At 48.1% G+C, this 26,638-nt stretch carries 23 protein-coding genes and 3 pseudogenes; 20 read left to right on the top strand and 6 right to left on the bottom strand.

Features of this window, described 5'->3' with window-relative positions; all coding sequences use genetic code 11:
• Positions 1-297: 297 nt before the first annotated feature.
• On the top strand, positions 298-918 hold the full coding sequence (locus tag ABNN70_RS14405) for a YpmS family protein (RefSeq protein WP_353948184.1): 621 nt from the start codon (positions 298-300) through the stop codon (positions 916-918).
• Positions 919-1,015: 97 nt separating this feature from the next.
• Positions 1,016-2,247 (top strand): annotated as a pseudogene (locus tag ABNN70_RS14400) (aminopeptidase).
• A 98-nt stretch (positions 2,248-2,345) separates the two neighbouring features.
• Here ABNN70_RS14400 and ABNN70_RS14395 read toward each other — a convergent pair.
• The 3 genes from ABNN70_RS14395 to ABNN70_RS14385 all read right to left on the bottom strand — a co-directional run bounded on the left by ABNN70_RS14395 (position 2,346) and on the right by ABNN70_RS14385 (position 4,004).
• A complete protein-coding gene (locus ABNN70_RS14395) occupies positions 2,346-2,750 on the bottom strand; it encodes a YtxH domain-containing protein (protein ID WP_353948183.1) in 405 nt (134 codons plus the stop codon).
• A gap of 150 nt (positions 2,751-2,900) precedes the next feature.
• Positions 2,901-3,446, bottom strand: coding sequence for a tryptophan transporter (locus ABNN70_RS14390; RefSeq protein ID WP_353948182.1), 546 nt, complete (start codon positions 3,444-3,446; stop codon positions 2,901-2,903).
• Positions 3,447-3,566: 120 nt separating this feature from the next.
• Positions 3,567-4,004 carry an HIT family protein gene (locus ABNN70_RS14385; RefSeq protein ID WP_129928032.1) on the bottom strand — a complete coding sequence of 146 codons (438 nt, stop codon included), beginning with the start codon at positions 4,002-4,004 and terminating at the stop codon, positions 3,567-3,569.
• A gap of 187 nt (positions 4,005-4,191) precedes the next feature.
• Between ABNN70_RS14385 and ABNN70_RS14380 the strand changes: the two genes are divergently transcribed.
• The 3 genes from ABNN70_RS14380 to ABNN70_RS14370 are packed head-to-tail and all read left to right on the top strand — an operon-like array spanning position 4,192 to position 7,852.
• Positions 4,192-5,865 carry a hypothetical protein gene (locus ABNN70_RS14380; RefSeq protein WP_353948181.1) on the top strand — a complete coding sequence of 558 codons (1,674 nt, stop codon included), beginning with the start codon at positions 4,192-4,194 and terminating at the stop codon, positions 5,863-5,865.
• 29 nt (positions 5,866-5,894) lie between these two features.
• A complete protein-coding gene (locus ABNN70_RS14375) occupies positions 5,895-6,647 on the top strand; it encodes an ABC transporter ATP-binding protein (protein WP_353948180.1) in 753 nt (250 codons plus the stop codon).
• Complete coding sequence (locus tag ABNN70_RS14370) at positions 6,635-7,852, top strand: ABC transporter permease (protein ID WP_353948179.1); 1,218 nt, start codon at positions 6,635-6,637, stop codon at positions 7,850-7,852. The genes ABNN70_RS14375 and ABNN70_RS14370 overlap by 13 nt, the downstream gene beginning before the upstream one ends.
• 61 nt (positions 7,853-7,913) lie before the next feature.
• Here the strand turns inward: ABNN70_RS14370 and ABNN70_RS14365 are convergent, their stop codons facing one another.
• Positions 7,914-8,348, bottom strand: a complete 435-nt coding sequence (locus ABNN70_RS14365) for a ferritin-like domain-containing protein (RefSeq protein WP_129928036.1) — start codon at positions 8,346-8,348, stop codon at positions 7,914-7,916.
• 234 nt (positions 8,349-8,582) lie between these two features.
• Here ABNN70_RS14365 and liaF point away from each other — a divergent pair, with 234 nt between their 5' ends.
• The 6 genes and pseudogenes from liaF to ABNN70_RS14335 all read left to right on the top strand — a co-directional run bounded on the left by liaF (position 8,583) and on the right by ABNN70_RS14335 (position 14,334).
• The gene (gene liaF / locus ABNN70_RS14360) at positions 8,583-9,374 is read left to right on the top strand and encodes a cell wall-active antibiotics response protein LiaF (protein ID WP_353948178.1); all 792 of its coding nucleotides are present in this window, start codon (positions 8,583-8,585) and stop codon (positions 9,372-9,374) included.
• Positions 9,375-9,380: 6 nt separating this feature from the next.
• Positions 9,381-10,415, top strand: a complete 1,035-nt coding sequence (locus ABNN70_RS14355) for a sensor histidine kinase (RefSeq protein WP_353948177.1) — start codon at positions 9,381-9,383, stop codon at positions 10,413-10,415.
• A complete protein-coding gene (locus ABNN70_RS14350; protein WP_353948176.1) occupies positions 10,412-11,062 on the top strand; it encodes a response regulator transcription factor in 651 nt (216 codons plus the stop codon). Before ABNN70_RS14355 ends, ABNN70_RS14350 begins: the two co-directional genes overlap by 4 nt.
• A 275-nt stretch (positions 11,063-11,337) precedes the next feature.
• A pseudogene (locus tag ABNN70_RS14345) lies at positions 11,338-12,041 on the top strand (TerC family protein).
• A gap of 175 nt (positions 12,042-12,216) precedes the next feature.
• Positions 12,217-12,921 carry a TerC family protein gene (locus tag ABNN70_RS14340; protein ID WP_129928041.1) on the top strand — a complete coding sequence of 235 codons (705 nt, stop codon included), beginning with the start codon at positions 12,217-12,219 and terminating at the stop codon, positions 12,919-12,921.
• A 168-nt stretch (positions 12,922-13,089) separates the two neighbouring features.
• A complete protein-coding gene (locus ABNN70_RS14335) occupies positions 13,090-14,334 on the top strand; it encodes a multidrug efflux MFS transporter (protein ID WP_353948175.1) in 1,245 nt (414 codons plus the stop codon).
• On the opposite strand, the gene ABNN70_RS14330 is transcribed toward ABNN70_RS14335, so the two are convergent.
• Both ABNN70_RS14330 and ABNN70_RS14325 read right to left on the bottom strand, forming a co-directional pair.
• The gene (locus ABNN70_RS14330; protein WP_353948174.1) at positions 14,331-15,236 is read right to left on the bottom strand and encodes a YitT family protein; all 906 of its coding nucleotides are present in this window, start codon (positions 15,234-15,236) and stop codon (positions 14,331-14,333) included. The two genes, ABNN70_RS14335 and ABNN70_RS14330, sit on opposite strands and share 4 nt — an antisense overlap.
• Before the next feature lie 124 nt (positions 15,237-15,360).
• Positions 15,361-16,368: an aldo/keto reductase gene (locus tag ABNN70_RS14325; protein ID WP_353948173.1), complete on the bottom strand. Its 1,008-nt coding sequence runs from the start codon at positions 16,366-16,368 to the stop codon at positions 15,361-15,363.
• 307 nt (positions 16,369-16,675) lie between these two features.
• Between ABNN70_RS14325 and ABNN70_RS14320 the strand changes: the two genes are divergently transcribed.
• From ABNN70_RS14320 to copZ, 9 genes and pseudogenes are all read left to right on the top strand, one after another.
• Positions 16,676-16,819, top strand: coding sequence for a hypothetical protein (locus ABNN70_RS14320; protein WP_165364200.1), 144 nt, complete (start codon positions 16,676-16,678; stop codon positions 16,817-16,819).
• A 66-nt stretch (positions 16,820-16,885) separates the two neighbouring features.
• The gene (locus ABNN70_RS14315; protein WP_353948172.1) at positions 16,886-17,455 is read left to right on the top strand and encodes a GDSL-type esterase/lipase family protein; all 570 of its coding nucleotides are present in this window, start codon (positions 16,886-16,888) and stop codon (positions 17,453-17,455) included.
• Positions 17,456-18,113: 658 nt separating this feature from the next.
• On the top strand, positions 18,114-18,674 hold the full coding sequence (locus tag ABNN70_RS14310; protein WP_129928046.1) for a glycerol-3-phosphate responsive antiterminator: 561 nt from the start codon (positions 18,114-18,116) through the stop codon (positions 18,672-18,674).
• A 252-nt stretch (positions 18,675-18,926) separates the two neighbouring features.
• Positions 18,927-19,769: an MIP/aquaporin family protein gene (locus tag ABNN70_RS14305; protein ID WP_129928047.1), complete on the top strand. Its 843-nt coding sequence runs from the start codon at positions 18,927-18,929 to the stop codon at positions 19,767-19,769.
• Positions 19,770-19,800: 31 nt separating this feature from the next.
• Complete coding sequence (gene glpK / locus ABNN70_RS14300) at positions 19,801-21,324, top strand: glycerol kinase GlpK (RefSeq protein ID WP_353948171.1); 1,524 nt, start codon at positions 19,801-19,803, stop codon at positions 21,322-21,324.
• 161 nt (positions 21,325-21,485) lie between these two features.
• Positions 21,486-23,203, top strand: a pseudogene (locus ABNN70_RS14295) (glycerol-3-phosphate dehydrogenase/oxidase).
• A 420-nt stretch (positions 23,204-23,623) separates the two neighbouring features.
• The gene (locus ABNN70_RS14290) at positions 23,624-23,920 is read left to right on the top strand and encodes a metal-sensitive transcriptional regulator (RefSeq protein ID WP_206184246.1); all 297 of its coding nucleotides are present in this window, start codon (positions 23,624-23,626) and stop codon (positions 23,918-23,920) included.
• A gap of 20 nt (positions 23,921-23,940) precedes the next feature.
• On the top strand, positions 23,941-26,340 hold the full coding sequence (locus ABNN70_RS14285; protein WP_353948170.1) for a heavy metal translocating P-type ATPase: 2,400 nt from the start codon (positions 23,941-23,943) through the stop codon (positions 26,338-26,340).
• Between the two features lie 42 nt (positions 26,341-26,382).
• Positions 26,383-26,592: a copper chaperone CopZ gene (gene copZ, locus ABNN70_RS14280; RefSeq protein WP_353948169.1), complete on the top strand. Its 210-nt coding sequence runs from the start codon at positions 26,383-26,385 to the stop codon at positions 26,590-26,592.
• Positions 26,593-26,638: the final 46 nt, after the last annotated feature.

Raw genomic sequence — 26,638 nt, 5'->3', positions numbered from 1 at the left:
TTATGAATTGTTCCATTCTACTTACAGTTTTTCGAAGGAACGCTTTTTTATCCGTCGCACTTATTTTTTCTTAAGAGAAATGACGGATTGAATTAACACTGTCCATTCTAACCGAAAACAGGAGCGGTTGTCGAGAATGGAAAACAGCAGGACCTTTCTGAACGAGAATGAGCGAACAGATTGAAGTAGCGCCTTTTGCCGTGAGATGGAAATAAGCTATAATAAATTAATGCGAAAAGAGTTTTCAAAACACAATGGATGCGTCACTGATATTTAAGCCTGAGAGGGGCATAAAGCGTGTTAACAGGTCTTAGAAAAGCAAGACATCAGAAAAGAGAAAGAAATTTCTGGAAAACAGCTTTTTTTGTACTCTTGCTGCTCATCCTCGCTGCGGTACTTTTTCTGACCATTGCACTTACCGGCGGGTCTTCAGAGAAGGAAATACAGCAGGACAACCTGGATGACAAGAGCAGGAGCGAGGCTATTTTTACTGTACAGGCAAACAGGCAGCAACTGGAATCGCTGATCAACAATCAGATCAGGTCCGCTGAGAATGATCGTCTGACTTATCACGTAACGATCGGAAAACACCTTGTGTTGAAAGGCCATTTTCGGCTTCTCTTCACTGGTATTCCCTTCTCACTGACTTTTGATCCGAAAGTCAGTCATGGAGACATTATATTAAAGGAAGCTGATGTAAAAATTGGAAGCCTGAACCTTCCGGATAAAGAGGTATTAAGCTTTCTGAAAGCCGGTACGGATTTTCCGGAATGGGTCGTCATCAACCCGAATCATCGTGAAATATATATTAACCTCACTCAAGTGAAGATACAGGATGGTCTGTATCTCAGAGCAGAGACGATTAATCTGCCGGATGAGGTATCCTTTACTGTTCATCAGCAGGACAAGGGCAAATGATACAGACTTGTGAACGGACTTGCTATAACATCGGGTATGCGTGATACAATAAGCATTGGAAACGTTTTACCGAACGTCACAACTGGAGGCGAAGAGGATGAAAACATTTTTACAAAAACTAGAAAAATATGCGGAATTAGCGGTCAAAGTCGGTGCGCATGTGCAAAAGGGGCAGGAAGTGATCGTCAAATCTCCCATCGATGCCGGAGAACTGGCGAGAATGGTGACGAGGAAGGCGTATGAGGCAGGAGCGAAACGCGTCTATTTTAACTGGACGGATGATCAATTGGACAGAATGCGTCTGAAATATGCCAATGAAGAAGTGATTCGTGAGTATCCAGTCTGGAAAGCGGATATGCTTGAGTCCCTTGTCAAACGGGGAGCAGCATGTATTGATATCCGTACAACCGGAATCGGCATGACCGACGGCATCGATCCTCATAAAGTAGCACTGAATCAGGAGGCTATGTGGACGGCGCTGAATACGTATTATAATTATCGGATGAATGACCGTGTCAGCTGGACGATTCTGATTTATCCAACTGTAGAGTGGGCGAAGAAGCTCTTCCGGGGAAAATACGGGAGGTGGCGATGAACGATCTCTGGGATGTGATCTTCCGTATGACCCGTGTTGACCGGGAGGATCCGATTCAGGCGTGGGAATCCCATTTGGATACACTGGCGAAAAAGCGGGCCGTACTGAATAAGAAAAAATACACGAAACTTCATTATCATGCGCCGGGAACGGACCTTGACATTGCATTTGATCCACTGTATCACTGGGACGGCGGTGCTTCGACAGCAGCTAACGGGGCCAGATTTGTCGCCAACATGCCGACTGAAGAAGTCTATACTCTCCCGGATAAGAACGGTGTGAACGGGACAGTTACGAGCACCAGGCCATTGATTTATGGGGGTACTCTGATTGAGAACCTGTCTCTGACCTTTGAAAAGGGGCGTATCGTAAAGGTACATGCAGAGCAGGGTGAAAAAGTCATCAGGCGTCTGATCGAAACAGACGAAGGTTCGCATTACCTGGGTGAAGTCGCCCTCGTACCTGATGATTCACCGATATCAGCATCGGAAATGGTATTTCATACGACATTATATGACGAAAACGCATCTTGTCATTTGGCGATCGGAAAAGCGTATCCGACCTGTCTGGATGGAGGGGCGGATATGTCTCGTGATGAATTGAACGCGCACGGTGCAAATGACAGCCTGGTTCATGTCGATTTTATGATTGGATCAGCTGAGCTTGATATTGACGGCCAGACAGCGGACGGAAAATGGGAGCCGGTTTTCCGAAACGGACTTTGGGCTTTCTGATGAAGAAACAACTGGCGCCTGTCCTAGCAGCTTATACTGATGTCGAAATACTGAAGAAACCCCTGGATGGTTAATCATCCAGGGGTTTCCCTATCAAATCAGAGGGAGGGTGGCGTCTGTTCCTCTCCCGGTTTCTTTTCCGGGGAGTGTGCCTGCAGTTTATTGGTCAGTTTCTCTTTTGCAGCTTCAAGCTGGACAACATTATTCTTGATTCTTGTCAGATAAGGCTGAACATCCTCTTTCCATTCTTTGAGCAGACTGCCTAAATCTGAGACCGTTGATTTCAGAACAGGAACACTGTCATCTTTTAAAGCAATCACCCGATCTTTTACAACACCCAGATTGTCTGCGGCATCTTTCAGGGGCTGCTGAATCGATGATGCTTTTGCTTTGATTTCATTTCTCACTTCAGCACCATTTTTAGGCGTTGTCAGCAGCACCACCGTTCCACCGACAGCACCACCGATAATCGCGCCCAGGGTATATGACAGGAATTTACCCAATATCTGTCACCTCTTTGTGAAGTATTCTGTTTATACTAACTATATTATACCCTACTTATGATCTGTTATCACTTCATGTCCCTTGCTCCTGGCTGAACAGGATCAAAAAAAGCCCCTGCTGAACAGCAGGGACCAACGACATTTTATGAGTTAATGTGTTAACGATTTGGGCTTACTTTGAATCAACTGGCTTCTCCGGGCGATGCGAATAATGATCGGGTAGAGTAAAGCGACGCAGACCATATTGAAGGCAGCCGTAGGAAGTACGAGTGCCAGATACAGCGTCGGAAAAGACAGGGGAGCATTCATCAGCAGGATCATCGCGCCAAGGAATATAGCACCGCTTAATGCCGTTCCCAGAAAGCTGATAGCCACGCAGGTGAAATATTTCGTTTTGCCTGCCATTTTTGATGCAATAAGCTGGTAGGCGAAGAATACCGCGACAGTTGTTGTAAATTTATCGATCACTGACGGAATCTGTCCGGCCGGCATCGAAGTCGTCAATGCGCCGAGTATTCCGGCAGCAAGACCGATCGCGAGAAAGGATTTATAATCGGCAAAAAAGTACAGGGCAAGAAAGAGCAGAACCAGCATCAAGTCCGGTTTCATTCCGAAGAAAAACCCGGGCACAACCGCATGCAGAACGGCTCCTATGGCTAAAAATAATCCAACAATAATCAGTTTCTTTAATTCCATTCTAATCTCTCCTCAGCTAAGCTGTTTTTTCCTCCAGCAGTGCCCCACCGGCCTGCTGCAAGGTGTAATCAATAATATACACGTCATGCTCAGAAAATGCAATATTTCTAAACAGGTCTTTTACGGCTTTTCAATGTTTTTCGCGATTTCTTCGGCGATATGAGCGAACTGCTCCTTTGAGTAGTCATCCGTATGCGTCTTAAAGCCGAAGGTAAAGGTGTCGGAATCGCCATAACGCGGAATCAAATGTAAATGATAATGGAAGACACTCTGCCCGGCAATCGATCCGTTATTATTCAGCAGATTGATACCTTCCGGATGGAACGCTTTGTTAATGGCTGCTGCAATCATCGGAACGCGGCGGAAGAGTCCGGCGGCTATATCCGGATTCAGATGAAATATATCTTTCTGATGGACTTTCGGAATGATCAGCGTATGCCCTTTTGTCACCTGACCGAGATCAAGGAAGGCATATACATCCTCATCTTCGTAAACTCTGGCACTTGGGATCTCTCCACGTATGATTTTGCAGAATATGCAATCTGACTCTTCCGTCATGATCTTCATCCTTTCTGTTACCGGCTTTTTATTTCAATAGAATTATAGAATTGACTCTATTTTATCACATCTTCATGTTCCGTGAAGGGGAAAAGAATATACGCTCGTCATTCCGAAATATTCTTGAATGTATCCGCGTCTTCTGATTTAATTAGAATAGTATGCATTTGATAATTGGAGGAATCTCATGATCTATTTACTCAGCCTTCTTGCGTTAACTTTAAATCCTGCAGTCTGGCTGAAATATCGCCGCCGAAAAGCTTTCATACTGACACAGGCAGGCAGGCTCGTCCTTGGCCTCCTGATCGTCTTCGTGCTGTCTTATTTCGGGCTGGTTGATCAGACCTGGCAGGCGTTTCTCAGCTATGGTTCGCTGATCTGGGGTATTTTCCTGGTGGCGGATGTTACCTATTACAGGACGCGGTTCGGCACTATATCCCCTGCTCTGGGCGTGATTTTGATTCTCTTTTTCTGTTATCTTCATTTTCTTTATCCCTTAACCATTACCAGGGCGCAGTATCACTATGTTGCAGAGCGGACAACGGTTGTGGAAAAAGACGATATATCCATGGATGAGCAGCATATCCCGGTTGTCCCGGAAAAATATGCACGTTATAAAAGTGAGAAAGTGCTGGGTGAACTGGATCATGTCTCTTATTATGAGCTTGGCCATACCTCACTGCAGAAAATTGACGGACACCTGTACTGGGTTACACCGATTGAGTATACCGGATTTTTTAAATGGATGAACAGCCATCAGGTCCCGGGTTATATCCGGATGAATGCAGAAAATGAAAATGCCAATGCTTCTCTTGTAAAGAGCAAGATGAAATATGTACCGACCGCCTATTTTAATGAGGACCTGAAGCGACATGTCAGAAGTTCCCATACCCGTCAGGTACTGTTCCGTCCCAGTTTTGAACCGGACGAATCCGGGAAGCCTTACTATGTGATGGCTTATGGTTATTATCAGAAGCTGCGTCAGATTCCCGACGTACAGGGTGTGTTTGTTATCGATCCGGAAACAGGAAGAATAAAAGATTACAAGATGAACGCCATACCTGCTTTTATCGATCAGGCAATCCCTTCAAATATAGCAGAGCAATGGAATCGGTGGTACGGTGAAAATGTCCACGGGTTCTGGAACAGGCATTTTGCTCAGGAAGATGTGAAAAGCCCGACGGAATGGTCTCAGTCTGATGAGGTGAACGGCGTTTTCAATCATAAACTTGCTCTGAACTGGTTTACGGATTTTACAAGACCAAAATCTGGCAGCGGCGCGATGGTCGGCTATTCCATGCTCGATACACGGACCGGAAAAATGATATACTATTCCGGTGCAAATGGTTTAATCAATGGGAAATCGGCAATGAATGTTGCGGAGAAGACATTCAAGCAGAATAAATATGAAGCAGGCATTCCCAATCTGTACACGATTTATGGGCAGAAGACGTGGGTCGTCCCCTTAATGGACACCAACGATGTGCTTCGTGAGATTATGCTGATCCATGCAAAGAACGAGAATGTCTACAGCGCGGAAACCGATAAACGGACGTTATTTGACAACTATAAATATACCGTTGCGACGCGCGTAGCAAGTGATGATGCCGCCCCGACTGATCAGGCATTATTGAAGGAACTGAGCGCGCCGGTGACCCAGATTTACAGGTACCAGGATATTGAGTCGCATCAGACGGTGACACAGTTCATGCTCAAAGGTCAGGAAAAGATCTTTACCGTCTCTTCCCGGCAAAATCCTTATACTGTATTTATGCGTACGGGAGATCAGGTGTCGATTCAGTATGTCGATACCGATGAAAAGATTTTATCTGTGAAAAAAATCAAATTTACCGGATCCTGAATAAAAGAAAAAGCAGGGATAGAGACAATATGACAAAAGTTTTAACGGTAAACCATCTGAGCGGAGGCTATTCGCGCCAACACCCTGTGCTGAACGATATTTCGTTTGACGTGAATCCCGGGGAACTGGTTGGCCTTGTCGGTCTGAATGGTGCAGGAAAGAGTACGACGATTAAGCATATACTTGGCCTTCTCGATCCCTTTGACGGGGAAATCCGTGTCGAAGGGATGACGATCCGGGAAAATCTGACGGGCTACAGGCAGAAGATGGCTTATGTACCGGAGATGCCCGAGCTGTATGAACAGATGACGCTGAAGGAACATCTCGAGCTAACGGCGATGGCGTATGATCTGGACAAAACCAGCTTTGAAAAGCGGAGCAGGAGACTCCTTCGCCTGTTTCATCTGGAAAAGAAGCTGAACTGGTTCCCCATCCATTTTTCCAAGGGGATGCGGCAGAAGGTGATGATCATGTGTGCCTTTCTCGTCCGGCCTGATCTGTATATTGTCGATGAACCGTTCGTCGGTCTTGATCCGCTCGGCATTCAATCATTGCTTGACCTGATGGTTGAAATGAAAAAAGAAGGAGCGGCCATCCTGATGTCGACGCACATTCTCTCGACAGCAGAACAGTACTGTGACCGTTTCATCATTCTTCATGAGGGGAAAATTGTCGTTCAGGGGACTCTGGATGAGATTCGTGCCCGTTATGGTGATCCGAATGCTTCGCTGCAGAATATTTATCTGGCAGTGGCTAGGGGCGAGACAAAATGGTTCAGCTGAGTAAACTGTGGGAGAAGCGCTGTTCCGATAACTTTCAGATGCAGCTGAGGTACTGGAATCTGATTGGAAAGAACAGCGGTTTGATGTTCTTCCTTTATGCCATGGTCATTATTGGCAGCTTTTATTATAAAAAATGGCTGGACGGGCTCCCGGCAGAATTTCCGGGTGCACTGCTTCTATGTGCGGTCCTGACCCTTCTTTCGGTTCGCTCGCCGGTGCGGACGTTTACCAGACCCGCGGACCAGGTCTTTCTGCTTCCGATGGAGGCACATCTTTCCGGCTATTTCAGGAAAAGCAGAGTATACAGTTTTATCATGCAATGTCTGGTCCTGTTTCTGATTCTTCTCGTGGGAGCGCCGCTGTACATGCATTCAGGCGGAACCATCCAGTCCTGGATCATTGTGATTGCGGCGGTATTTGCTGCGAAGGCCTGGAATATTGACTGCCACTGGCAGGAGCAGTTCATCCGCTATGTGCTTCCGCTGACACTGCTGCGCTGGGGACTGACCTTTCTGCTGCTCTCAATGGCTTTTTTTCGCTTCCCGTGGATCGCGGTTTTGTTCTGCCTCCTGGTCATGATTCTGGCTTCTGTCTTCCTGTATCACCATCAGGCTGACTCCGGACTTCTGAACTGGGGAAGCGTGATTGAGATGGAGGAGAGACAGGCCATGCATTTTCTCCGATTTGCCAATTTGTTTACTGATGTTCCCCGCCTGAGGCATCGAGTGAAGGCAAGAAGACTGCTCAGTGGTCTTTTTCCTGTCCGTTCTTTTAATCGATCCGCTGTCTATCAGCAGCTGTTTGTGAAGACGTTTATCCGATCAGACGATTATCTGGGGATGTACGTACGTCTGACGCTGATCGGAAGTCTGGCCTGCCTGCTGCCTGTCGGGTACTATACCGCGTTTCTTGTCGGTTCTGTGGTTTATCTGACAGGATTGCAGCTTTTACCCCTTTGGAAGCATCCGTTTCCTCAGGCACTTACCGGCCTGTATCCTGTTGCGGATGCATTCAGACAGCACAGCTTTGTCCGGTTTGTTTTTATTCTTCTGTCGGTACAAAGCTTCCTGCTCAGCATCTTTGCAGCGATTGGTGCCAGGTCCCCGGCAGGCTTCCCATTATTTCTCGCTGCAGGACTGGCTGTCAGTCTGATTTTCTCCTGGGTTTACATCAGGCGCAGGGTAAGCGGCGAACGAAACCATTGAAACGCTGAAGAGAAGAGAGAAAAAAGGAACGGTCGCGACCGTTCCTTTTTATACATGCTGCTCAGGCGAAAAGCGGATCTTTCAGCGTCTTCGCCAGCTTTTCGAAATGACTCTGTTCATCGGCGATCATGTCTTCCAGTTTAACCACGAGTTCAATTAAGCCGAGTTCCTGAGCCTGGCTGCGCCGCTGCTTGTAATTCTCAAGCGTATCCGCTTCTGCTTTACGTGCCTCTTCAAGCATGGCTTTAGCTTCGGTGACTTTTTTAACCGGTGCCGGGACCGTTGTCGGCTCACCGCCGAGATTAGCGATTTTTTCCGACAGGTATGCAGCATGCCCAAGTTCGTCCGGAATTTCTGCTTCAAAAAAAGGCTTCAGTATCTGGTAATTCAGGCCCGATACGGTCGTGGCATAATAATTGTACTGAATGACCGCAGAATATTCACCAGCCAGATCTTTGTTCAGGCCATCGACTAAGGTCTGCAGTTTTTTATCCATATGAATCATCCTTTCGTTATACTTTTAAATCTTGCCCGTTACTTCTTTATCATAAACCAGTCAGGAAAAATTCACCAAGTGTTACAGACGGATGTCGCATAACTGTAACAATATGGACGATCCGTCTCCGGGCGGAGGCAAATACCGTTTCGAGCCTGTAGAAATGAGACGGGGGAGCAGGTATAGTAAGATTATACAGAAGAAATGAGTTCGATCATGGAAGGGCTGGATTTTATGTCTTTTGGGAAAATACTCATCGCATTGATCATCATCGTACTGGGTATATACTGGATGCTGGACAGTTTGAATATTATTTCCCCGGAAATGATGTCGACTTTTGATGATGGCCTGCCCTATTTAGCCATTTTATTTGGTGTTTTGCTTCTTATCGTTCCACTCATTCATCGAAAAAGGCCGAATATCTTCTTCGGACTGTTCTTTCTCATTTACGGTGGTTTACTGCTGGCCGATCAGTATGGTTATCTGATCTTTAAATGGCAGGATTTCTGGAAACTGTGGCCTTACCTGATTATTTATTTTGGACTTTCGATGCTTTTTCAGCGGGATTATTCCATAAAATTTAAAAAAGGCTATTCCAATGATAAGCAGAGGAAAAAGCATATCATATTTGACTGGAATACAAAAGGTGAGGGTGAAAAGGACACAAAGCGGGCATTTGTAAACGATGCCGCTTACCAAAAGGAGAACTGGATGGCAAAACCGATGAATGAGCGGGTCAGGATTGGCAGTTATACATTTGACTTCACAAAGGCATTCATTCCGGATGAAACGATCCCGATCAGGCTCTCAGGATGGGTGGGTGACATTAAAATAACCATGCCTGATGATCTGGAATTCAGAGTCGAAGTCAGAGCCAAAGTCGGTGATGTGAAAATAGACGATGCAGAGCAGAGCGGTGTTTTGAGAAATTATTCCTGGCAAACTGCTCATTATGATCAGGCGGTCCGGAAAATCGATTTTACGTTCGATTTTCAGGTCATCGATTTAAGCATTGATCAGGTGTGATGACAGATGTTTCATTATCATATTCAAACCATTAAATATCAGGCCATTTTAAGTGCTGCTTCAGCTGTGGTGCTTTTCATCCTGTTTCGCATTTACTTCTTTTATCGCCCGGATCCGGATGCTTTACTGATCAGCAGTCTGGCTTCAGGTGCATGTTTTGTCCTGCAGTTCGTTGTTCAAACGGGATTCGCCATCCGGAACTATCGCCTTTTAAGAAATCAGCTCCAGACTATCGACCTGTACATTAAAACGCTCTCTGCAGGCAAATTATCAGCGCGTATACGTACCGGCAGCGGCGGTTCGATGAGCAGAATCGAACAGTCGCTCAACGATCTGGCCGATAAAATGGATCATCAGGTTAAATCACTGCAGCGTCTGGTAGATGAGAATACCGAAATGAATGCCCGAATCAGAAGTGAAGCCGTGACAGAAGAGCGACAGCGCCTTGCCCGGGATCTTCACGATGCGGTCAGCCAGCAGCTCTTTGCCCTGTCGATGCTGGCATCGGCCGCGGTGAAAATGATTCATTCTCACCCGGACAAAGCAGCAGAAAATCTCACCGACATTTCCGATATAGCCAGAAAAGCTCAGGGTGAGATGAGAGCTTTGCTTTTACATCTGCGTCCCGTCCGGCTGAATAATGAATCCATCAGCGACGGTCTCAGTCGTCTGATCCGGGAACTGGACGGGAAAACGCCGATTCATTTTGAAGCCAGCATTGAAAAAGTGAGCGGCATGACGAAAGGTGTGGAGAATAATCTGTTCAGATTGAGCCAGGAGGCGCTTTCTAATGCACTCAGACATTCTGAAGCGACAAAAGTGCAACTGGGTCTCAGGGAGGACGACGGGTCTGTTGTCCTGTCGATCTATGACAATGGCCGGGGCTTTTCTCCGGATCAGGAAAAGATCGCATCATATGGACTCAAGACGATGCGTGAGCGTGCGGAGGAAATCGGCGGTTCCTATCAACTTACAACACATCAGGGAGAAGGCACGTCCATCCACTTACGGGTGCCGATTCACGGGAGGCGGGCAGAATGATAAAGGATAAAATTAAAGTTCTGATTGTTGATGATCATGACATGGTACGAAAAGGGCTGATTGCCTGTCTGGATACAGAGGATGACATCGAAGTTGTCGGAGAAGCTTCGGGAGGTGCCCAGGGTGTTGAACTGAGTGAGCAGCTTGATCCTGAAGTGATTTTAATGGATCTGATTATGGAACGCGGCAACGGAATCGATGCGACGAAAGAGATCCTCGCAAAGCATCCTTTACGTAAAATCATCATACTGACCAGTTATTATGATGATCAGCAGGTCTTCCCGGCGATCAAAGCCGGGGCAACCAGCTATCTATTGAAAACGTCTTCCGCTGAGGAAATTATTGAAGCGATTCATAAGGCGCATAACGGTAAGACGGTTCTGGATGGCAAAGTCGCTCAGAAAATCGTTGCCGGATATCACAGACAGCCGGCTCTTTCTGACCAGCTGACAGAAAGAGAGCGGGAGGTACTGAGACTGATCGCCGATGGCAGGAGTAATGCGGAAATCGCAAAGGTTTTATTCATCGGCATAAAGACGGTTAAGACGCATGTCAGCAGTATCCTGGGAAAGCTGAATGTTTCGGATCGTACTCAGGCAGCTGTTTATGCCTATCAGCACCATCTCTTTCCAGATCAGAAAAAGTGATTTATCTTATTGACAGATCCGGAGACTGACTGTATAATTAAATTACTAACTTAATAGCCTCTTTTAAAGGGGAGTAGCCGAAAGAGAAAAGCCGTCATTACGGGAATAATCCCCGGCTTTCTCTGGCAGCCATGTTGCTGCTGGCCAGACCTTTGCCTCGGACGGACGAAAGGGCAAAGGTTTTTTCATGCGCGCAGCCTTTCTGTCGTACGTACGTCGGAGAGACTGTTTTTATTTTGCCCAAAAAAGATTAAAAGTTACAGGAGGATGAGTGAATGGATATTTTTTCTCTCCAGTTTCTGACGGGACTGCTGCAGATCGTTGCTATTGACCTGATTCTGGCCGGCGATAATGCAATCGTCATTGCTCTTGCTGCAGCGCGGCTTCAGGAACATCAGAGGAAACGCGCAATTCTTTACGGGGCACTGGGTGCCGTTGTGATCCGGGCAGTGGCTACACTGGCGGTTGTCTGGCTGCTGATGATCCCGGGCTGCATCTTGTCGGTGGTCTCATTCTTGTCTGGATTGCTTATAATTTGCTCAGAGCGCATCAGTCGAGCAAGCATATTGAAGCGAAAGCCAGCCTGGGTGCGGCGATTAAAACGATTATCATGGCTGATGCCCTGATGGGCCTGGACAATGTCCTGGCGATTGGTGGTGCAGCCGGAGGTAATTATCTGCTCGTGATTATCGGACTCTTGATCAGTGTTCCACTTGTCATGGGCGGCAGTACGCTTTTCCTGAAGCTGGTGGATCGTTATACCTGGATCACCTATGCCGGGTCAGGCGTCCTTGCTTTTACTGCGAGTAATATGATTTTTTCTGAGCATTTTATCATTGACGGGCTTTCGGCCTTCTCATGGATTAAGTGGCCGATTATCGCTGCCATCATCGCCGGAGTCATTTATTTCGGATGGAAGAGCAGGCACCCCCGTGCAGCTCAGAAAATCGAGCAATCGGAACAGACGGAATCGATTTAACAGTCGGGATGATGTGAAAAAATGTTATGATTGTCATTGACGGGATTTCCTTCCAATCCTATACTAAACGCTGGTTTACGAGACACGAAATGAACAGCCTCTCCGCAAACACGTTGGAGAGGCATTTTATTATGACAGTTAGTTTTATTTTATTATTGAGGAGGCACTTCTTTTCATGGATATATTTTCTGTTGCATTCTGGTCATCATTTCTGGCTATTATAGGGATAGATCTGTTTCTGGCGGGCGATAACGCAGTCGTCATCGCTATGGCCGCACGTCGCCTGCCGGATGATCAGCGAAAACGGGCCATTCTTTACGGGACAATCGGTGCGGTCATCATCCGTATCCTGTGCACGGTGACCGTTGTTTATCTTCTGATGATTCCCGGGCTTCATTTTATTGGCGGTATCCTTCTCGTCTGGATCGCTTACAGATTGCTGAAACCGGAAGACCACAATCAGGCAAAGGCTGTAAAAGCGGCAGACAGTATCTGGGGCGCCGTCAGAACGATCATTCTTGCCGATGCCCTGATGAGCCTTGACAATATGCTTGCGGTTGCCGGGGCATCGGGTAATCATCCGCTTCTCGTTGTTATCGGACTCCTGGTCAGCGTCCCGCTTCTGATGGGCGGCAGTGCGATCATCATGAAACTGATCGACCGCTATCACTGGCTGATCTATCTTGGTGCGGCAATACTTGGTGTAACTGCCGGCCGTATGCTCTTCTCGGAACCCTTTGTCAAAGAGGCCCTGGGCAGCGCAACGCAGTGGGTAGAATGGCCGGTTGTCGCAGTGATCACTGTTGTTATTCTTGTGGCAGGACGGGCAACCCAGAAAAAAGCAGCGCGGAAAAGGGCACAGCAACATCATGCCGTCTGATTTACGATGATCAGTCCTTTACAAAAAAGACATTCGGAGTATAATAACATTCATCGGTGAAAAAATACTGAATGGCTATATGAGTAGAAATCGCGCCTTTTTTCGCAGGCGCCTTTTTCTTTCTGGTAAAAATCCGGCATGAAATATGTTAGAAAGCGGGTAACTTCTGTGGCACTCCCTCTCTGGAAGAAAAATCTTTATGTATGCTGGTTTGGCGCCTTTGCGACTGCAGCAGGGATGAGTCAGATTATTCCTTTCCTGCCGCTTTATATTAAACAGCTCGGGGTCAGCAGTACATCTGAAATCGAACGCTGGGCAGGGATCATCTTCGGTGCCACATTTCTCGTTTCTGCGATCGTCTCACCGCTCTGGGGTTCGCTTGCCGACAAGTATGGACGCAAGCCGATGCTGCTGCGGGCGAGTCTTGGCATGTGTCTGGTGGTCTTCAGCATGGCTTTTGCCCAGAACGTCTATCAGCTTCTCGTCATGCGACTGATTATGGGGCTTGTTTCCGGATATATTCCGGCATCCATCATTCTGGTGGCGACACAGACACCGAGAAGTCATGCAGGCTGGTCGCTTGGTGTCCTGTCGACGGGCGGGATCAGCGGTTCCCTGATCGGACCGCTGATTGGCGGTGTCCTCTCTGATTTCATGGGTATGCGGCTGGTGTTTGTCAACACGAGCCTGCTTCTGGGCTGCGCGTTCCTTGCTTCACTGTTTCTGATCAGAGAGCAGACAGTGCTGAGAAAGGAAAAAACGCCTGGTTTCCGGAAAGTCATTCGGATGACCCCTCATATCGGTTTATTTCTTTCGCTCTTCATTACCACATTCATGGTTCAACTGGCAAATATGTCCATTCAGCCGATTATCACCGTATATGTCACGATTCTTGCACCCGGCCATGAACATCTGGAGATCATATCGGGCATTGTTGTGGCTGCTGCCGGTCTGGCAAGCGTAATTGCAGCTCCCTTTCTGGGCAGGATCTCTGACCGGATCGGACCGCGCAGAATTTTGATTTTCTCCCTGCTGCTGACAGGACTGATTTTTGTTCCTCAGGCATTTGTGACCAATCCCTGGCAATTGACCTTTCTCCGCTTTCTGCTCGGTCTGGCTACTGCAGGTACCTTGCCTGCGATTAACACGATTGTAAAGAAGATGGCTCCTGCGGCAATAACCGGCCGGCTATTCGGTTACAATCAGTCTGCCCAATTTCTGGGCACCCTTGGCGGATCACTTCTGGGTGGTCACATGGCCGGAAGCTTTGGCATCCGCTATGTCTTCTTCTCAACGAGCGCCCTTCTATTTCTGAACGCCGGCTGGGTGATCATAACGACCCTTCTTTCAAGAATGCGTCATAAGAAAACCGGAGCCAGGGGAAAAAGGCTCCGGTCTAAAAGCTCTGATTAATGGATGCTTCGTTTCTTGAAACGTCCCCCTTTGACGTCGTGGATATCGCTGATGGCCAGAAAGGCAGATTTATCGATTGAATCTACAATGTTTTTCACTTTTGCCTCTTCAAGACGACTGATTACAGTGAAAATAACATTTTTATCGTTCCCCGTGTAGGCACCCTCCCCATTCAGGAAGGTCACACCGCGGCCTAACCGGTCATTCAGCGCATCCCCGATTTCCTGATGCAGGTCGCTGATGATCCAGACCGCCTTTGAAGATTCGAGACCTTCAGTCACAATATCAATCATTTTAAAGGCAATGAAATAAGCAATCAATGAATACATCGCGTTATTCCATCCAAAAACGAAACCGGCAGAACCGAGAATGAAGATATTTACAAACAGAACAATCTCACCGACGGAAAACGGCGTTTTTTCATTGAACATCACAGCAAGAATTTCCGTACCGTCGGAAGATCCGCCATTTCGAATAATCAGGCCTACGCCAATCCCCATGATGATGCCGCCGAAAACGGCTGCCAGAAGCAGATCGTCGGTGAACCGTGGTATATCATGAAACAGCGTGGTTAACAGAGCAAGCAGGGTCACCCCCACGACAGAACTGATGGTAAACGTTTTGCCCATTTGTTTATAGCCGATGATAAAGAAAGGGATATTTATAAGTACAAGAAACAGCCCGAGCGGCCATCTGCTTAAATGTGCCAGCATGATAGAGATACCGACTACACCGCCGTCGATGATCCGATTTGGGACAAGAAAGACGTCAAGGGCGATGGCATCAAGGGTGACACCGATACATATAAGCAGGATTCTGAAGACAAACTGGCGAACTGTCAGTCCTTTATGTTGTCTTGGAATATTTTGTGACGTTATAGCAACCGAGTGAACATGATCCATAAATGATAACAACCTTCCATTTTATTAATTTTTCCAGATATAATTTTTTAATTAAGAAAAACCGGCAATGAAGCGCTTTGATGACGCTGAAAATTGCCGGTGAATTCTGACAGCATGAAGCCCGTTATTTGCTTTCTTCTGCTTCTTTTCGGGTCGGCGGAGCCATAAATTCCGTACCGATCGGTTCTTTAATATGTTTTGCCAGAATAGCATCAATATCTTTTAGTGTCTCTTCGTCCAGATGAAAATCAGCGACTTCGGTTGCCGCGGCAATCTGGTCGGGGTGTCTCGCTCCCCACAGAGCGATACCATCCTGCGTCTGATCAAGAATCCAGCGCACGGCGAGTGCGCGGACGGATTTACCAAAACGATCCTTCGCAAGTTTTGCCAGTTCATCGACTGCCGCCAGATAATGGGCGAAATGCGGTGCCCTGAATTTCGGATCAGACAGGCGAAGGTCGTCTCCACTAAACTTGCGGTCAGCTGTCATTTTCCCGCTCAGCATCCCCCGGCACAGGCTGCCATAACACAGGGCCACAATCCCGTGCTTTTTACTGAAGGGAAGGATATCCCGTTCAATATCCCGTTCAAAGAGATTATAGGGTGGCTGCACGGTATGCAGCGGGGCCACCTTATGGAATGCTTCCATCTGATCAACGGTGAAATTGCTGACCCCGACGGCACGGATTTTTCCAGCCTTGTACAGCTCTCCCATCGCTTCCGCTGTCTCTTCAATCGGAACGAGCGGATCCGGCCAGTGTACCTGATAAATATCGATGTAATCCGTTCCCAGACGTTTTAAGGAGTCGTCAATCTGTCTGTGGATCAGTTCTTTAGATCCGTTACGAAAGACATTGGTTCCCTGCCAGTCCAGACATACTTTTGTCGCCAGAACGATGTCTTCACGATGGCCATATTCTTTTATGGCCTGTCCGACAACTTTTTCGGAATGGCCCTGACCGTAGGCAGGTGCTGTACCAATCGTTGCAATGCCGCTGTCCAGAGCTTTGTGAATCGTTCTGATGGATTCTCTGTCGTCAGAACCTCCCCACATCCATCCGCCGATCGCCCAGGTGCCCAGAGCAATCCGAGTTGGATGGAGATCTGTTCCTTTGATTGTCGTGGTTTCCATAAAAAAATTCGCCTCATTCATATAAGATATTTTAATTATAGGAAAGATCAGGGACATAAATCAAAAATTTCGATTATTTTCTCCTTTCTGTTGTCTTTGACCGGACTGCTGATCTTAGTTTCTGCCTGTTATTCAGCGCAGCGCCTTTTGGATAATGGCAGGAATAAGGACACAGCGCGCAGAAAACGGATACAGGACCGGCATCCATCCACAGGCAATACCGGGATTAGCTATGTCAATCGAAAATTCTCCCTGGATACAATCCTCCGTTATCTTGTAATATGGACGATGAAAGGGTGCGGGAAACATGAAAATATTGGGAATGGGAGGTGTAGCAAGAAAATGCCTTCTGGCGGCAGATCACGGATCAGAATGGCTGAAAACCGTGATTGCAAAAGAAACCCGTATCGACCGTGGTCATATTAACGCTTATGATTTAATTATATTATAAGAAAAAATAAAATGGAAACAGACAGCGTGCCTGGGGCCGGAAGAGCCCTGAAGGAGGAATAAATAAATGCACACATTGATTTGTTTTGGCGACAGTATTACAGCAGGATGGAACGGTTGCGAGGATACCCCGCGGCTGACTGACAGACTAAAAGCGGATCTTGGATGGAAAAGAATCATCAATGCCGGCGTGTCCGGTGACACCACCAGCGGGGCGATCAGAAGGATGGATAAGGATGTGCTCAGCCATGATTTTGAAAAAGCAACCATCCTTTTTGGTGCCAATGATTCTTCTTACCACAAAGGGATTCCCCTTGATCAGTTTACAGACCAGCTGAAGTGCATCGTGCAGGCCATTTCACCGGAACGATGCATTCTGCTGACGCCTTCTCCGATCATCGATGAAAGGCAGACAGGGAAAAGGACGAACAGCCGGATTGCCCTTTATGCTGAGGGAGTAAGAAGGGTTGCATCTGACAGGAAGGTGCCGTTGATTGATCTTCACCATGCGATGCGGGCTTACGGAGATTATACGGACAAGCTTCTCTCTGACGGACTGCATTTCTCAGATCGGGGCTATGATTTTCTTTCGGGATTGATCACGAAGAAAATTAATGAACTTGAGAAAAAAGGCTGAAACGGATGTTTTTCACAGGAAAATGGTGAAAAGACATTCATTTTTTCATCTTTTTTATCAAATTAAACGATTACATCTGCAATTTTACCGATTGCCGATGATTGTCCATACCAGATATGATAAGGATGCAGGAAGGATGAGGCATTCCTGAACTGCAGATACAGTCCGCGGCCGCAGACAGTCCGTTTTTCCTGATTGTGTTTCAGGATCATTCCGTAAAACAATTTAAATTTATTGGTGACTCTGCTGTTTGCTGGAGCAATGCTACTCACCAGAGGCGGGACGGCTTCGTTTTCGGAATTTGAGTGAACATGGGGAAATCACTCACGGGAAACCGGGGGCAGCCGGGAACGGAGCTGACCGCTATTACTGAAAAGGACAGGAATATGATCTGAAATCACTCGGGAGAATGCAGGCTGAAAAGCGGCATGCTGACCGAGAAGCGGGACTGTATATGCAATGAAAGAACGCGCTCAATCTCCTGCAGGATTGCAGGCCACAACACCATCAACGGGTCGGATTTTTCCAACCGGAACGGGGTACAGTTTTATTGCATGATTCTCCTCTCCTCACTTACTCATGAACGCAAAGAGCAGCTGCCTGAGCTGCTTTTTTGCGTTATGATGAACATATATAAATAGAGTGGGGAGGACTCATGATGAATCTTATTGCCGAACGGAGCATTCTTCCGGCTGTGAATCGCGTTAAAGATTTTGAAAAACTCATACATTCAACTGCTCAGACCATCATCGTGCTGGACAGCCATATTTCGCAGATCAGTTCACTTATTCAGATGGGAAAACGAAAAAAGAAACATATTTTCCTCCATGCCGATCTGATTCAGGGACTGAAAAGTGATGCCAGCGGAGCGGAATTCATCTGCCAGAACATCCGTCCTGCCGGTATTATTTCTACCCGTTCAAGCGTGCTTGAAATCGCCAAAAAGCGTGGCTATGTTACGGTCCTTCGTATCTTTCTGCTCGATTCACGATCCGTCGAAACCGGTTATCATCTGATGGAGCAGATTAACCCGGATATGGTTGAAGTTCTGCCGGGACTGGTTCCGGGGATGATCCGGGCGATCAGGGAAAAATTTGGGAAGCCTGTGATTGCCGGCGGACTGATTCGTACCCATGAGGAAGTTGAACAGGCCTTTCATTCCGGTGCTTCAGCCATATCCACATCAAATCAGTCCTTGTGGCCTTTTTTTAATGGCTGATAGTACAGTCTGCAATGATAAAAGTTACAAAAGAAGAATTATTTTGTGTCTTTTTATTGACAACGCTTACATTATCGCTTATGATTCTAAGTATCAAGTTCATGCTTCACGGAATGTTGAATCGGGTCTTCCACTACAAATCTGCTGCAGCCGGTATGCAGCAGAGGATGTTGTGGACTTTTTTTTGGTGTCCGGCCGCTGTGACCGAATAGATTCATTCCGAAACTGATTGATCGTGAGGGGGAAGAATGAATGTCAGGTTTTATGGGTGAACTGATCGGTACCATGATTTTAATTGTTTTAGGTGATGGCGTCTGTGCAGGGGTGAACTTGAAAAAATCATTTGCGAGAAATTCAGGGTGGATCGTTATTTCATTCGGCTGGGGATTTGCTGTTGCTATCGGTGCTTACGCAGTCGGACAGTTCAGCGGTGCCCACCTGAATCCCGCGCTGACGCTGGGCCTTGCAGCGGCCGGATCTTTCCCCTGGCAGGAAGTCCCCGCTTACCTTGCCGGACAGATGATTGGCGGATTTCTTGGAGGTTGTATTGTTTTTCTTCATTATCTGCCCCACTGGAAAGAAACAGATGATCCCTCGGTGAAACTGGGCGTCTTCTGCACCGGACCGGCGATCCCGAGTCACTGGAGCAATCTGCTCAGTGAAGTGATCGGTACGTTCATCCTTGTTGTCGGTATTATGGCAATCGGTGCAAATGAGCTGGCCGACGGATTTAATCCGCTCCTGGTCGGTTTTCTGATTGTTGTGATCGGGATGGCTCTCGGCGGAACAACCGGTTATGCCATTAACCCTGCGCGAGATCTTGCACCGCGGCTCGCACATGCCCTGCTGCCCATTCCGGGTAAGGGCGGCTCCAACTGGGGCTATGCCTGGATTCCGGTTGTCGGTCCGATCATTGGCGGTGTATTCGGGGCCCTTTTCTATCAGACATTTTTTACCGGACAGATGACAGCGGCGTTCTGGGTTTTCGCTGCGATTACGCTGGCTGTTGTTATCCTGGCGCTGAAAGGTGAACATCAGCGGAAAGCGGGAAGCGTCCCGGAAGCACAGGAACCGGTTGCCTCCGGGCAAAACTGACCACTATCAGATGAACAGGAGGAGAAAAACAATGGGAAAGTTTATTTTAGCGCTGGACGAAGGAACGACAAGCGTCCGGGCGATGATATTTGATGATAAAGGACGAATTGTTCAAACCTCTCAGAAAGAATTTACGCAGTATTTCCCCAATCCGGGATGGGTTGAGCAGGACGCCAATGAAATCTGGGCATCCATTCTCGCGGTAATCGCCGATGCGCTGTCAACAAGTGAAATTGCTCCAAAAGAAATTGCCGGAATCGGGATCACGAATCAGCGGGAAACAGCAGTTGTCTGGGACCGCCATACCGGTCACCCCATCTATCATGCGATCGTCTGGCAGTCACGCCAGACAGCAGATATCTGTGGAGAACTGAAAGAAAAAGGTTATGAGCAAATGGTGCGTGATAAAACGGGCCTGCTGATTGACCCGTATTTCGCGGGGACGAAAGTAAAGTGGATTCTTGATCATGTCGAAGGATCAAGAGAAAAGGCGAAAAACGGTGACCTGCTTTTCGGTACGATCGATACCTGGCTGATCTGGAAACTGTCGGGCGGCAAAGCCCACGTGACCGACTACACGAATGCGTCACGTACTCTGATGTATAATATTTATGATCTGAAATGGGACGATGAACTGCTTGAAATGCTTGATATTCCGAAGCAAATGCTGCCGGAAGTGCATTCGTCTTCCGAAGTGTATGCACAGACGATCAGTTATCATTTCTTTGGCGAACATGTCCCGATTGCCGGTATCGCCGGAGATCAGCAGTCTGCCCTGTTCGGCCAGAACTGTTTTAAGCCGGGAATGGTCAAGAACACATACGGCACCGGCTGTTTTATGCTGATGAATACCGGAGAAACTGCCGTGAAATCAAAAAGCGGTCTCCTGACAACCATTGCCTGGGGCCTTAACGGTAAAGTCCACTACGCCCTGGAAGGCAGCATTTTCGTTGCAGGATCAGCCATCCAGTGGCTGAGAGACGGGATGAGGATGATCAAATCATCACCTGAAAGTGAAACCTACGCCGCCCGGGTCAGGACAACAGACGGGGTTTATCTTGTTCCTGCCTTTGTCGGACTGGGCACCCCTTACTGGGATTCAGACGCCCGTGGAGCCGCATTTGGCCTGACGCGCGGCACGACTAAAGAGCATTTCATCCGGGCGGCCCTGGAATCCCTTGCCTATCAGACAAAAGATGTGCTGAATGCGATGCAGGTTGATTCCGGCATCACATTAAACAAACTGCGTGCAGACGGCGGGGCATCGATGAATAATTTACTGATGCAGTTTCAGAGTGATATTCTCGGTGTTCCGGTTGAGCGGCCGACAAGCAGTGAAACAACGGCGCTTGGTGCAGCCTATCTGGCAGGACTCGCAGTGGGTGTCTGGGGCAGTCAGGATGAAATCGCCGACATATGGCAGCTGGGCAGAGATTTTCAGCCACAGATGGACGAAAAAACAAGAAACAGCCTGTATGCCGGGTGGAGCGCAGCTGTAAACGCTACGCGTGCTTTTAAACCGGCCGCTCAAGTGGCAAGTCCGGTAGCAGATTAACAGGAGTCAGTCATGACAAGTTCATAAAATGGCCATGGAGAAGGTGAGGACCGCTGCATGCCTGTGTACCACATACACAGGTGATGCTTGCGGTCCTCTTTTTTTGACGCAGTAGCATGTATGGATCTGATACTGGGATCAAACCGGTAATAATATGAAATATGATGAATCAGGAGGAATGTAACATGTCATTCTCAACTTTTGAAAGAAGTCATGATCTGGAGCAGATGGCGGCACAACCGCTTGATCTGTTCGTTATTGGAGGGGGCATCACAGGTGCTGGTATCGCACTGGATGCAACGGTCCGCGGCCTGCATACCGGTCTTGTGGATATGCAGGACTTTGCAGGAGGGACCTCCAGCCGTTCAACCAAACTGGTTCACGGCGGGTTGCGCTATCTCAAGCAGCTTGAAGTAAAAATTGTTGCTGAAGTGGGGAAGGAGCGCGCCATTGTTTATGAAAATGCACCCCACGTCACCCGTCCGGAAAAAATGCTGCTGCCGATCTATAAAAAAGGGACATTCGGCAGATTTTCAACATCCATGGGGCTGAAATTATATGATCATCTGGCCGGTGTCAAAAAGAGTGAGCGGCGGATCATGCTTGACCGCAACGAGACCCTGGAAAAAGAGCCACTGCTTAAAAAGGAAGGATTGATCGGCGGAGGATATTATGTAGAGTACCGGACAGATGACGCACGTCTAACGATCGAAGTCATGAAGGAAGCCGTCAGCCGCGGGGCGCGTGCCGTCAATTACGCCCGGGTGGAGGATCTGATTTACGATGCAGACCATAAACTGACCGGCGTTCGCGTAAAGGACAGAATCACTGAGAAAAGCTACGCGATCTATGCAAAAAAAATCGTAAATGCAGCCGGGCCATGGGTGGATACCATCCGCGAGAAGGATCACTCAAAGAAAGGAAAACATCTGCATCTGACTAAAGGGGTGCACATCGTGATCAGTCATCAGCGTTTTCCGATGGATCAGTCGATTTACTTTGATACCACAAACGGGGATAAACGCATGATCTTTGTGATCCCGCGGGATGGAAAGGTCTACGCCGGAACGACTGATACCACTTATTCGGCCCGGCCGATTGATCCGAAACCAACCGCCGCAGACAGAGATTATATTCTTCATGCGATCAATGGGATGTTTCCAACGGTACACCTGACACCGGAAGATGTAGAATCGAGCTGGGCCGGCGTCCGGCCGCTGATTCAGGAAGAGGGCAAGTCACCGTCAGAAATATCGAGAAAAGATGAGATTTTCCTGTCTGATTCAGGTCTGATTTCTATAGCCGGAGGCAAACTGACCGGTTACCGGAAGATGGCAGAACGCGTTGTTGATGAAGTGACTGCTCAGCTTCACCGGGAGAATGGCCGCAACTACCCGGCCTGTGGAACCGTTCATACGCCCCTTTCCGGCGGCCATTTTGGAGGATCTGCTCATTTACCGGCATTTATCCGTGAGAAAACAGCGGAAGGGGTCCGTCTTGGCTTAACCGCCGACACAGCGTCGGAACTCGCGCACCGATACGGAACCAATGTTGATCTCCTCTATACTTTATTTAAGGGAAATGAATCGGAGGCCGAGAAGCGGCACCTGCCCGGGAAATTCTGGCGATGATTGATTACTCTCTTCAGGATGAAAGGGTCTGCTCACCGGTCGACTTTTTCACGCGAAGAACAGGAAAAACGCTGTTTGATATTAAATGGGCGAAAAAATGGGCAGCCCCGGTGCTCGCCTGCATGGCGGAGAAACTGGACTGGAATGAGAAACAGCAGGACCATTATAAGCAGGAGCTGGAAACTGCGTTTGCAGAAGCAGAAATTCGAACGGAAAATGCCGGTTCGGATGAATTGGTCATCAGCTGAATCACAGACATTGCGCCCGGCCGCAACCGGGCATTTTTTTTATGTGAGGCAGAAAAAATTTAAGGATGAGCGTATCCGGGCAACTGAGTTTCTGGCGATGTCAGGGACCTGTCGGAAGGCGAAACGGATTCCGGACCATTATGAAATAACCCGGCCGGCAGCCCGGGAATCATACCGTTTTTTTTCGTATACCGAAGAAGTGGTATACGTTTTTTTTGCCCGCTAAGCAAGTATAAAATGCTGCGATCAATGACGCGCGCGGGCAAAAAAGGGTCAGCCGGGGCACCGACTCCCGGTCAGCATTTTTTCTTCATGAATTTGCCCTGTATACCCTGCAGGGGTAAAATAGCAATGAAAGGGGGAGAAGTATTGACCAACCACAACGATTGCCACTGCACACCTGGGGACGAAGAACTTCGGATGCAGCCGGATAAATCTCCGGCACAGCCAAGGACCTCAGAAGAAAAGCAAAAAATCATTAACCGTCTGAAAAGAGCGGAAGGTCAGATACGCGGCCTCCAGAAAATGGTTGAAGAAGACAGATATTGTGTTGACATACTGATCCAGCTTTCTGCCGTCCAGGCTGCACTGAAGAAAATTGGATTTTCAGTACTGGAACGCCATACAAAATCCTGTGTCTATCGGGCGATCGATGAGGGACACGGATCAGAGCAGATTGACGAATTGCTTAAGGTACTGAAACAGTTCTATAAATAGAGTATAAAAAGGTGTAGATCATGAAGAAAGAAATGACCATCGGTGTAACCGGAATGACCTGTGCTGCCTGCTCCAGCCGGATCGAGAAAGTACTCAACAGGATGGACGGGATCAATGCCAACGTCAATCTGGCTATGGAAAGTGCAAGGGTGATAGTGGATGAAGACAAAGTCACACTTGATGAAATCATCGAGAAAATTGAAAAACTGGGATACGGTGTCAGAAAGAAACGTCTGGACATGGTGATCAGCGGAATGACCTGTGCCGCCTGCGCTGCGCGGATCGAGAAGGGATTAGCACGTATGCCGGGCGTTACATCTGCACAGGTTAATCTGGCAACAGAGTCGGGAACCGTAAATTATATCCCGGGATTTACAGGACCGGACACTATTTTTGAAAAGGTCGGAAAACTGGGTTACAAAGCTGTTCCTGAGGCAGATACGGGCGATGACGACCGGATAAAAGAATTAAAGAAGAAACGGAATAAAGTCATATTATCCACGGTACTCTCTCTCCCGTTATTGTATACTATGGTGGTTCATCTGCCATTTGCCACAGGCCTGCCGGTACCGGCGCTTCTGATGAACCCATGGTTTCAGTTTCTACTGGCCAGTATTGTCCAGTTTTATATCGGCTGGCCTTTTTACCGCGGGGCTTATCGGGCTCTGGTAAACAAAAGTGCCAATATGGACGTGCTGGTGGCAACAGGGACAAGCGCCGCCTATTTTTACAGCGTGGAGGAGACAATCCGCTATCAGTTTTCCGGGCTGATGCATCCGTCACTGTATTTTGAGACGAGTGCGATTCTGATCACGCTGGTTCATCTGGGAAAGTATTTTGAGGCGCGGGCGAAAAGACGCACTACCGACGCGATCCGTGAATTGACGGGCCTGCAGGCCAAAGAGGCCACGTTGATCAGGAACGGTTCAGAAAAAAAGGTGCCCATTGAACAGGTTATCCCCGGCGATCTGCTGAAAGTCAGACCGGGTGAAAAAATTCCGGTTGACGGCATGGTAACTGAGGGCACTTCGTCTGTTGACGAATCGATGATTACCGGTGAATCGATTCCTGTAACGAAAAGGAATGGTGACCGGGTGATCGGCGCGACCATGAATACGAACGGGGTACTGGTCATGAGGGCAGATAAAGTCGGAAAAGACACCATGCTTGCCGGTATTGTCCGGATTGTGGAGGAAGCTCAGGGTTCGAAAGCGCCGATACAGAGACTGGCGGATAATATTTCCGGCATTTTTGTCCCTGTCGTTTTATCGATTGCCGCACTGGTCTTTGTTGTCTGGATTTCAGTTGTGGGACCGGGAGAACTGGCGCCTGCTCTTTCTGCAGCAATCAGCGTCCTCGTGATTGCCTGCCCATGCGCACTCGGGCTTGCTACACCAACCTCGATCATGGTTGGGACAGGTAAGGGTGCTGAAGCCGGCATTTTGTTTAAAGGCGGAGAATTTCTCGAAACCGCACAGAATCTCCAGTCCGTTATGCTGGATAAAACAGGTACGATAACGAACGGTAAACCCGCGGTGACCGATCTCTTTACTTTTGGCGAGTTGGATCGTCAGTCGATCATCCAAATGGTGGTATGCGCAGAAAGTTCTAGTGAGCATCCTTTGGGCCAGGCCATTGTGGCGTTCGGGAAAGAAAAAGGGATACATGAAATGCCTTCGGTCGAGGACTTTGAAGCCCGGTCAGGTTACGGCATAAGTGCACGGGTGGATGACCGGAAGGTGGTCATCGGAACCCGGCGCCTGATGAAGCAGGAAAAGGTTTCGTTCCGGCCGGCTGCTGAAAAAGCCAGACAGCTTGAAAATGATGGAAAAACCGTCATGTTTGTCTCAATTGACGGCCAGCTCTCAGCGATCATCGCTGTTGCCGATACATTGAAACCCTCATCGAAAAAAGCGATAGCAGAACTGAAAGCACGTGGGACAGGCGTTTACATGATTACGGGAGACAATGAACGGACAGCACTGGCGATTGCCCGGAAGGCGGGGATCGATCATGTTTATGCTGAAGTTCTTCCTGGAGAAAAGGCTGATAAGGTACGAGAACTTCAGAAGCAGGGACTCAAGGTCGCGATGGTAGGGGACGGGATTAATGACGCCCCTGCACTGGCTGTCGCTGATATCGGTATGGCCATTGGAACCGGAACAGACGTTGCGATAGAAGCAGCCGATGTGACCCTTGTCGGAGGCGACCTGACTCATGTGGCCAAAGTGCTTGATCTGAGCAGGAAAACGATGCAGAATATCCGTCAGAATCTGTTCTGGGCACTGTTTTATAATGCGATAGGCATACCCGTTGCTGCCCTCGGTCTTCTCGCACCATGGGTAGCAGGTGCCGCCATGGCCTTCAGTTCTGTATCCGTCGTCGCAAACAGTCTGAGACTGAAAAGCTTGAAGATCTGATCCGTTGTTTTATCCCATGACCCATTAAAGGAGGTGAGTATGATGGCAGAAAGAACACTTGAAGTCAAAGGGATGAGCTGCGGACACTGCAAAAAGGCTGTGTCCGGAGCACTGAAAGATCTCGAAGGCGTTTCATCAGCTAATGTTGATCTGAAATCCGGAAAGGTCGATGTTCAATATGATGATGCCAAAGTTGGTTTTGATCAGATGAAGTCAGCGGTTGAAGATCAGGGCTATGATGTTGTTAAATAAAGGGAAGCTTCAGTCAGTGGGGGTTTTTCGGGCGCGCAGGACGTGC

Origin of the sequence: Sporolactobacillus sp. Y61 (genome assembly GCF_040529185.1) — a bacterium.
GTDB lineage: Bacteria > Bacillota > Bacilli > Bacillales > Sporolactobacillaceae > Sporolactobacillus.
The sequence above is the reverse complement of the archived record's forward strand: the minus strand, read 5'-3'. Positions and strand labels throughout refer to the sequence as shown.

Excerpts from the sequence above, each read along its gene's own strand:
- ABNN70_RS14330 (WP_353948174.1), bottom strand. The coding sequence starts at position 15,236 with ATGGATCATGTTCACTCGGTTGCTATAACGTCACAAAATATTCCAAGA.
- ABNN70_RS14310 (WP_129928046.1), top strand. The coding sequence starts at position 18,114 with ATGAATCTTATTGCCGAACGGAGCATTCTTCCGGCTGTGAATCGCGTT.
- ABNN70_RS14365 (WP_129928036.1), bottom strand. The coding sequence starts at position 8,348 with ATGGATAAAAAACTGCAGACCTTAGTCGATGGCCTGAACAAAGATCTG.
- ABNN70_RS14350 (WP_353948176.1), top strand. The coding sequence starts at position 10,412 with ATGATAAAGGATAAAATTAAAGTTCTGATTGTTGATGATCATGACATG.
- ABNN70_RS14375 (WP_353948180.1), top strand. The coding sequence starts at position 5,895 with ATGACAAAAGTTTTAACGGTAAACCATCTGAGCGGAGGCTATTCGCGC.
- ABNN70_RS14340 (WP_129928041.1), top strand. The coding sequence starts at position 12,217 with ATGGATATATTTTCTGTTGCATTCTGGTCATCATTTCTGGCTATTATA.
- copZ (WP_353948169.1), top strand. The coding sequence starts at position 26,383 with ATGGCAGAAAGAACACTTGAAGTCAAAGGGATGAGCTGCGGACACTGC.
- ABNN70_RS14305 (WP_129928047.1), top strand. The coding sequence starts at position 18,927 with ATGTCAGGTTTTATGGGTGAACTGATCGGTACCATGATTTTAATTGTT.
- ABNN70_RS14290 (WP_206184246.1), top strand. The coding sequence starts at position 23,624 with ATGCAGCCGGATAAATCTCCGGCACAGCCAAGGACCTCAGAAGAAAAG.
- ABNN70_RS14370 (WP_353948179.1), top strand. The coding sequence starts at position 6,635 with ATGGTTCAGCTGAGTAAACTGTGGGAGAAGCGCTGTTCCGATAACTTT.
- ABNN70_RS14385 (WP_129928032.1), bottom strand. The coding sequence starts at position 4,004 with ATGACGGAAGAGTCAGATTGCATATTCTGCAAAATCATACGTGGAGAG.
- ABNN70_RS14315 (WP_353948172.1), top strand. The coding sequence starts at position 16,886 with ATGCACACATTGATTTGTTTTGGCGACAGTATTACAGCAGGATGGAAC.
- ABNN70_RS14285 (WP_353948170.1), top strand. The coding sequence starts at position 23,941 with ATGAAGAAAGAAATGACCATCGGTGTAACCGGAATGACCTGTGCTGCC.
- glpK (WP_353948171.1), top strand. The coding sequence starts at position 19,801 with ATGGGAAAGTTTATTTTAGCGCTGGACGAAGGAACGACAAGCGTCCGG.
- ABNN70_RS14390 (WP_353948182.1), bottom strand. The coding sequence starts at position 3,446 with ATGGAATTAAAGAAACTGATTATTGTTGGATTATTTTTAGCCATAGGA.
- ABNN70_RS14355 (WP_353948177.1), top strand. The coding sequence starts at position 9,381 with ATGTTTCATTATCATATTCAAACCATTAAATATCAGGCCATTTTAAGT.
- ABNN70_RS14325 (WP_353948173.1), bottom strand. The coding sequence starts at position 16,368 with ATGGAAACCACGACAATCAAAGGAACAGATCTCCATCCAACTCGGATT.
- liaF (WP_353948178.1), top strand. The coding sequence starts at position 8,583 with ATGTCTTTTGGGAAAATACTCATCGCATTGATCATCATCGTACTGGGT.
- ABNN70_RS14320 (WP_165364200.1), top strand. The coding sequence starts at position 16,676 with ATGAAAATATTGGGAATGGGAGGTGTAGCAAGAAAATGCCTTCTGGCG.
- ABNN70_RS14380 (WP_353948181.1), top strand. The coding sequence starts at position 4,192 with ATGATCTATTTACTCAGCCTTCTTGCGTTAACTTTAAATCCTGCAGTC.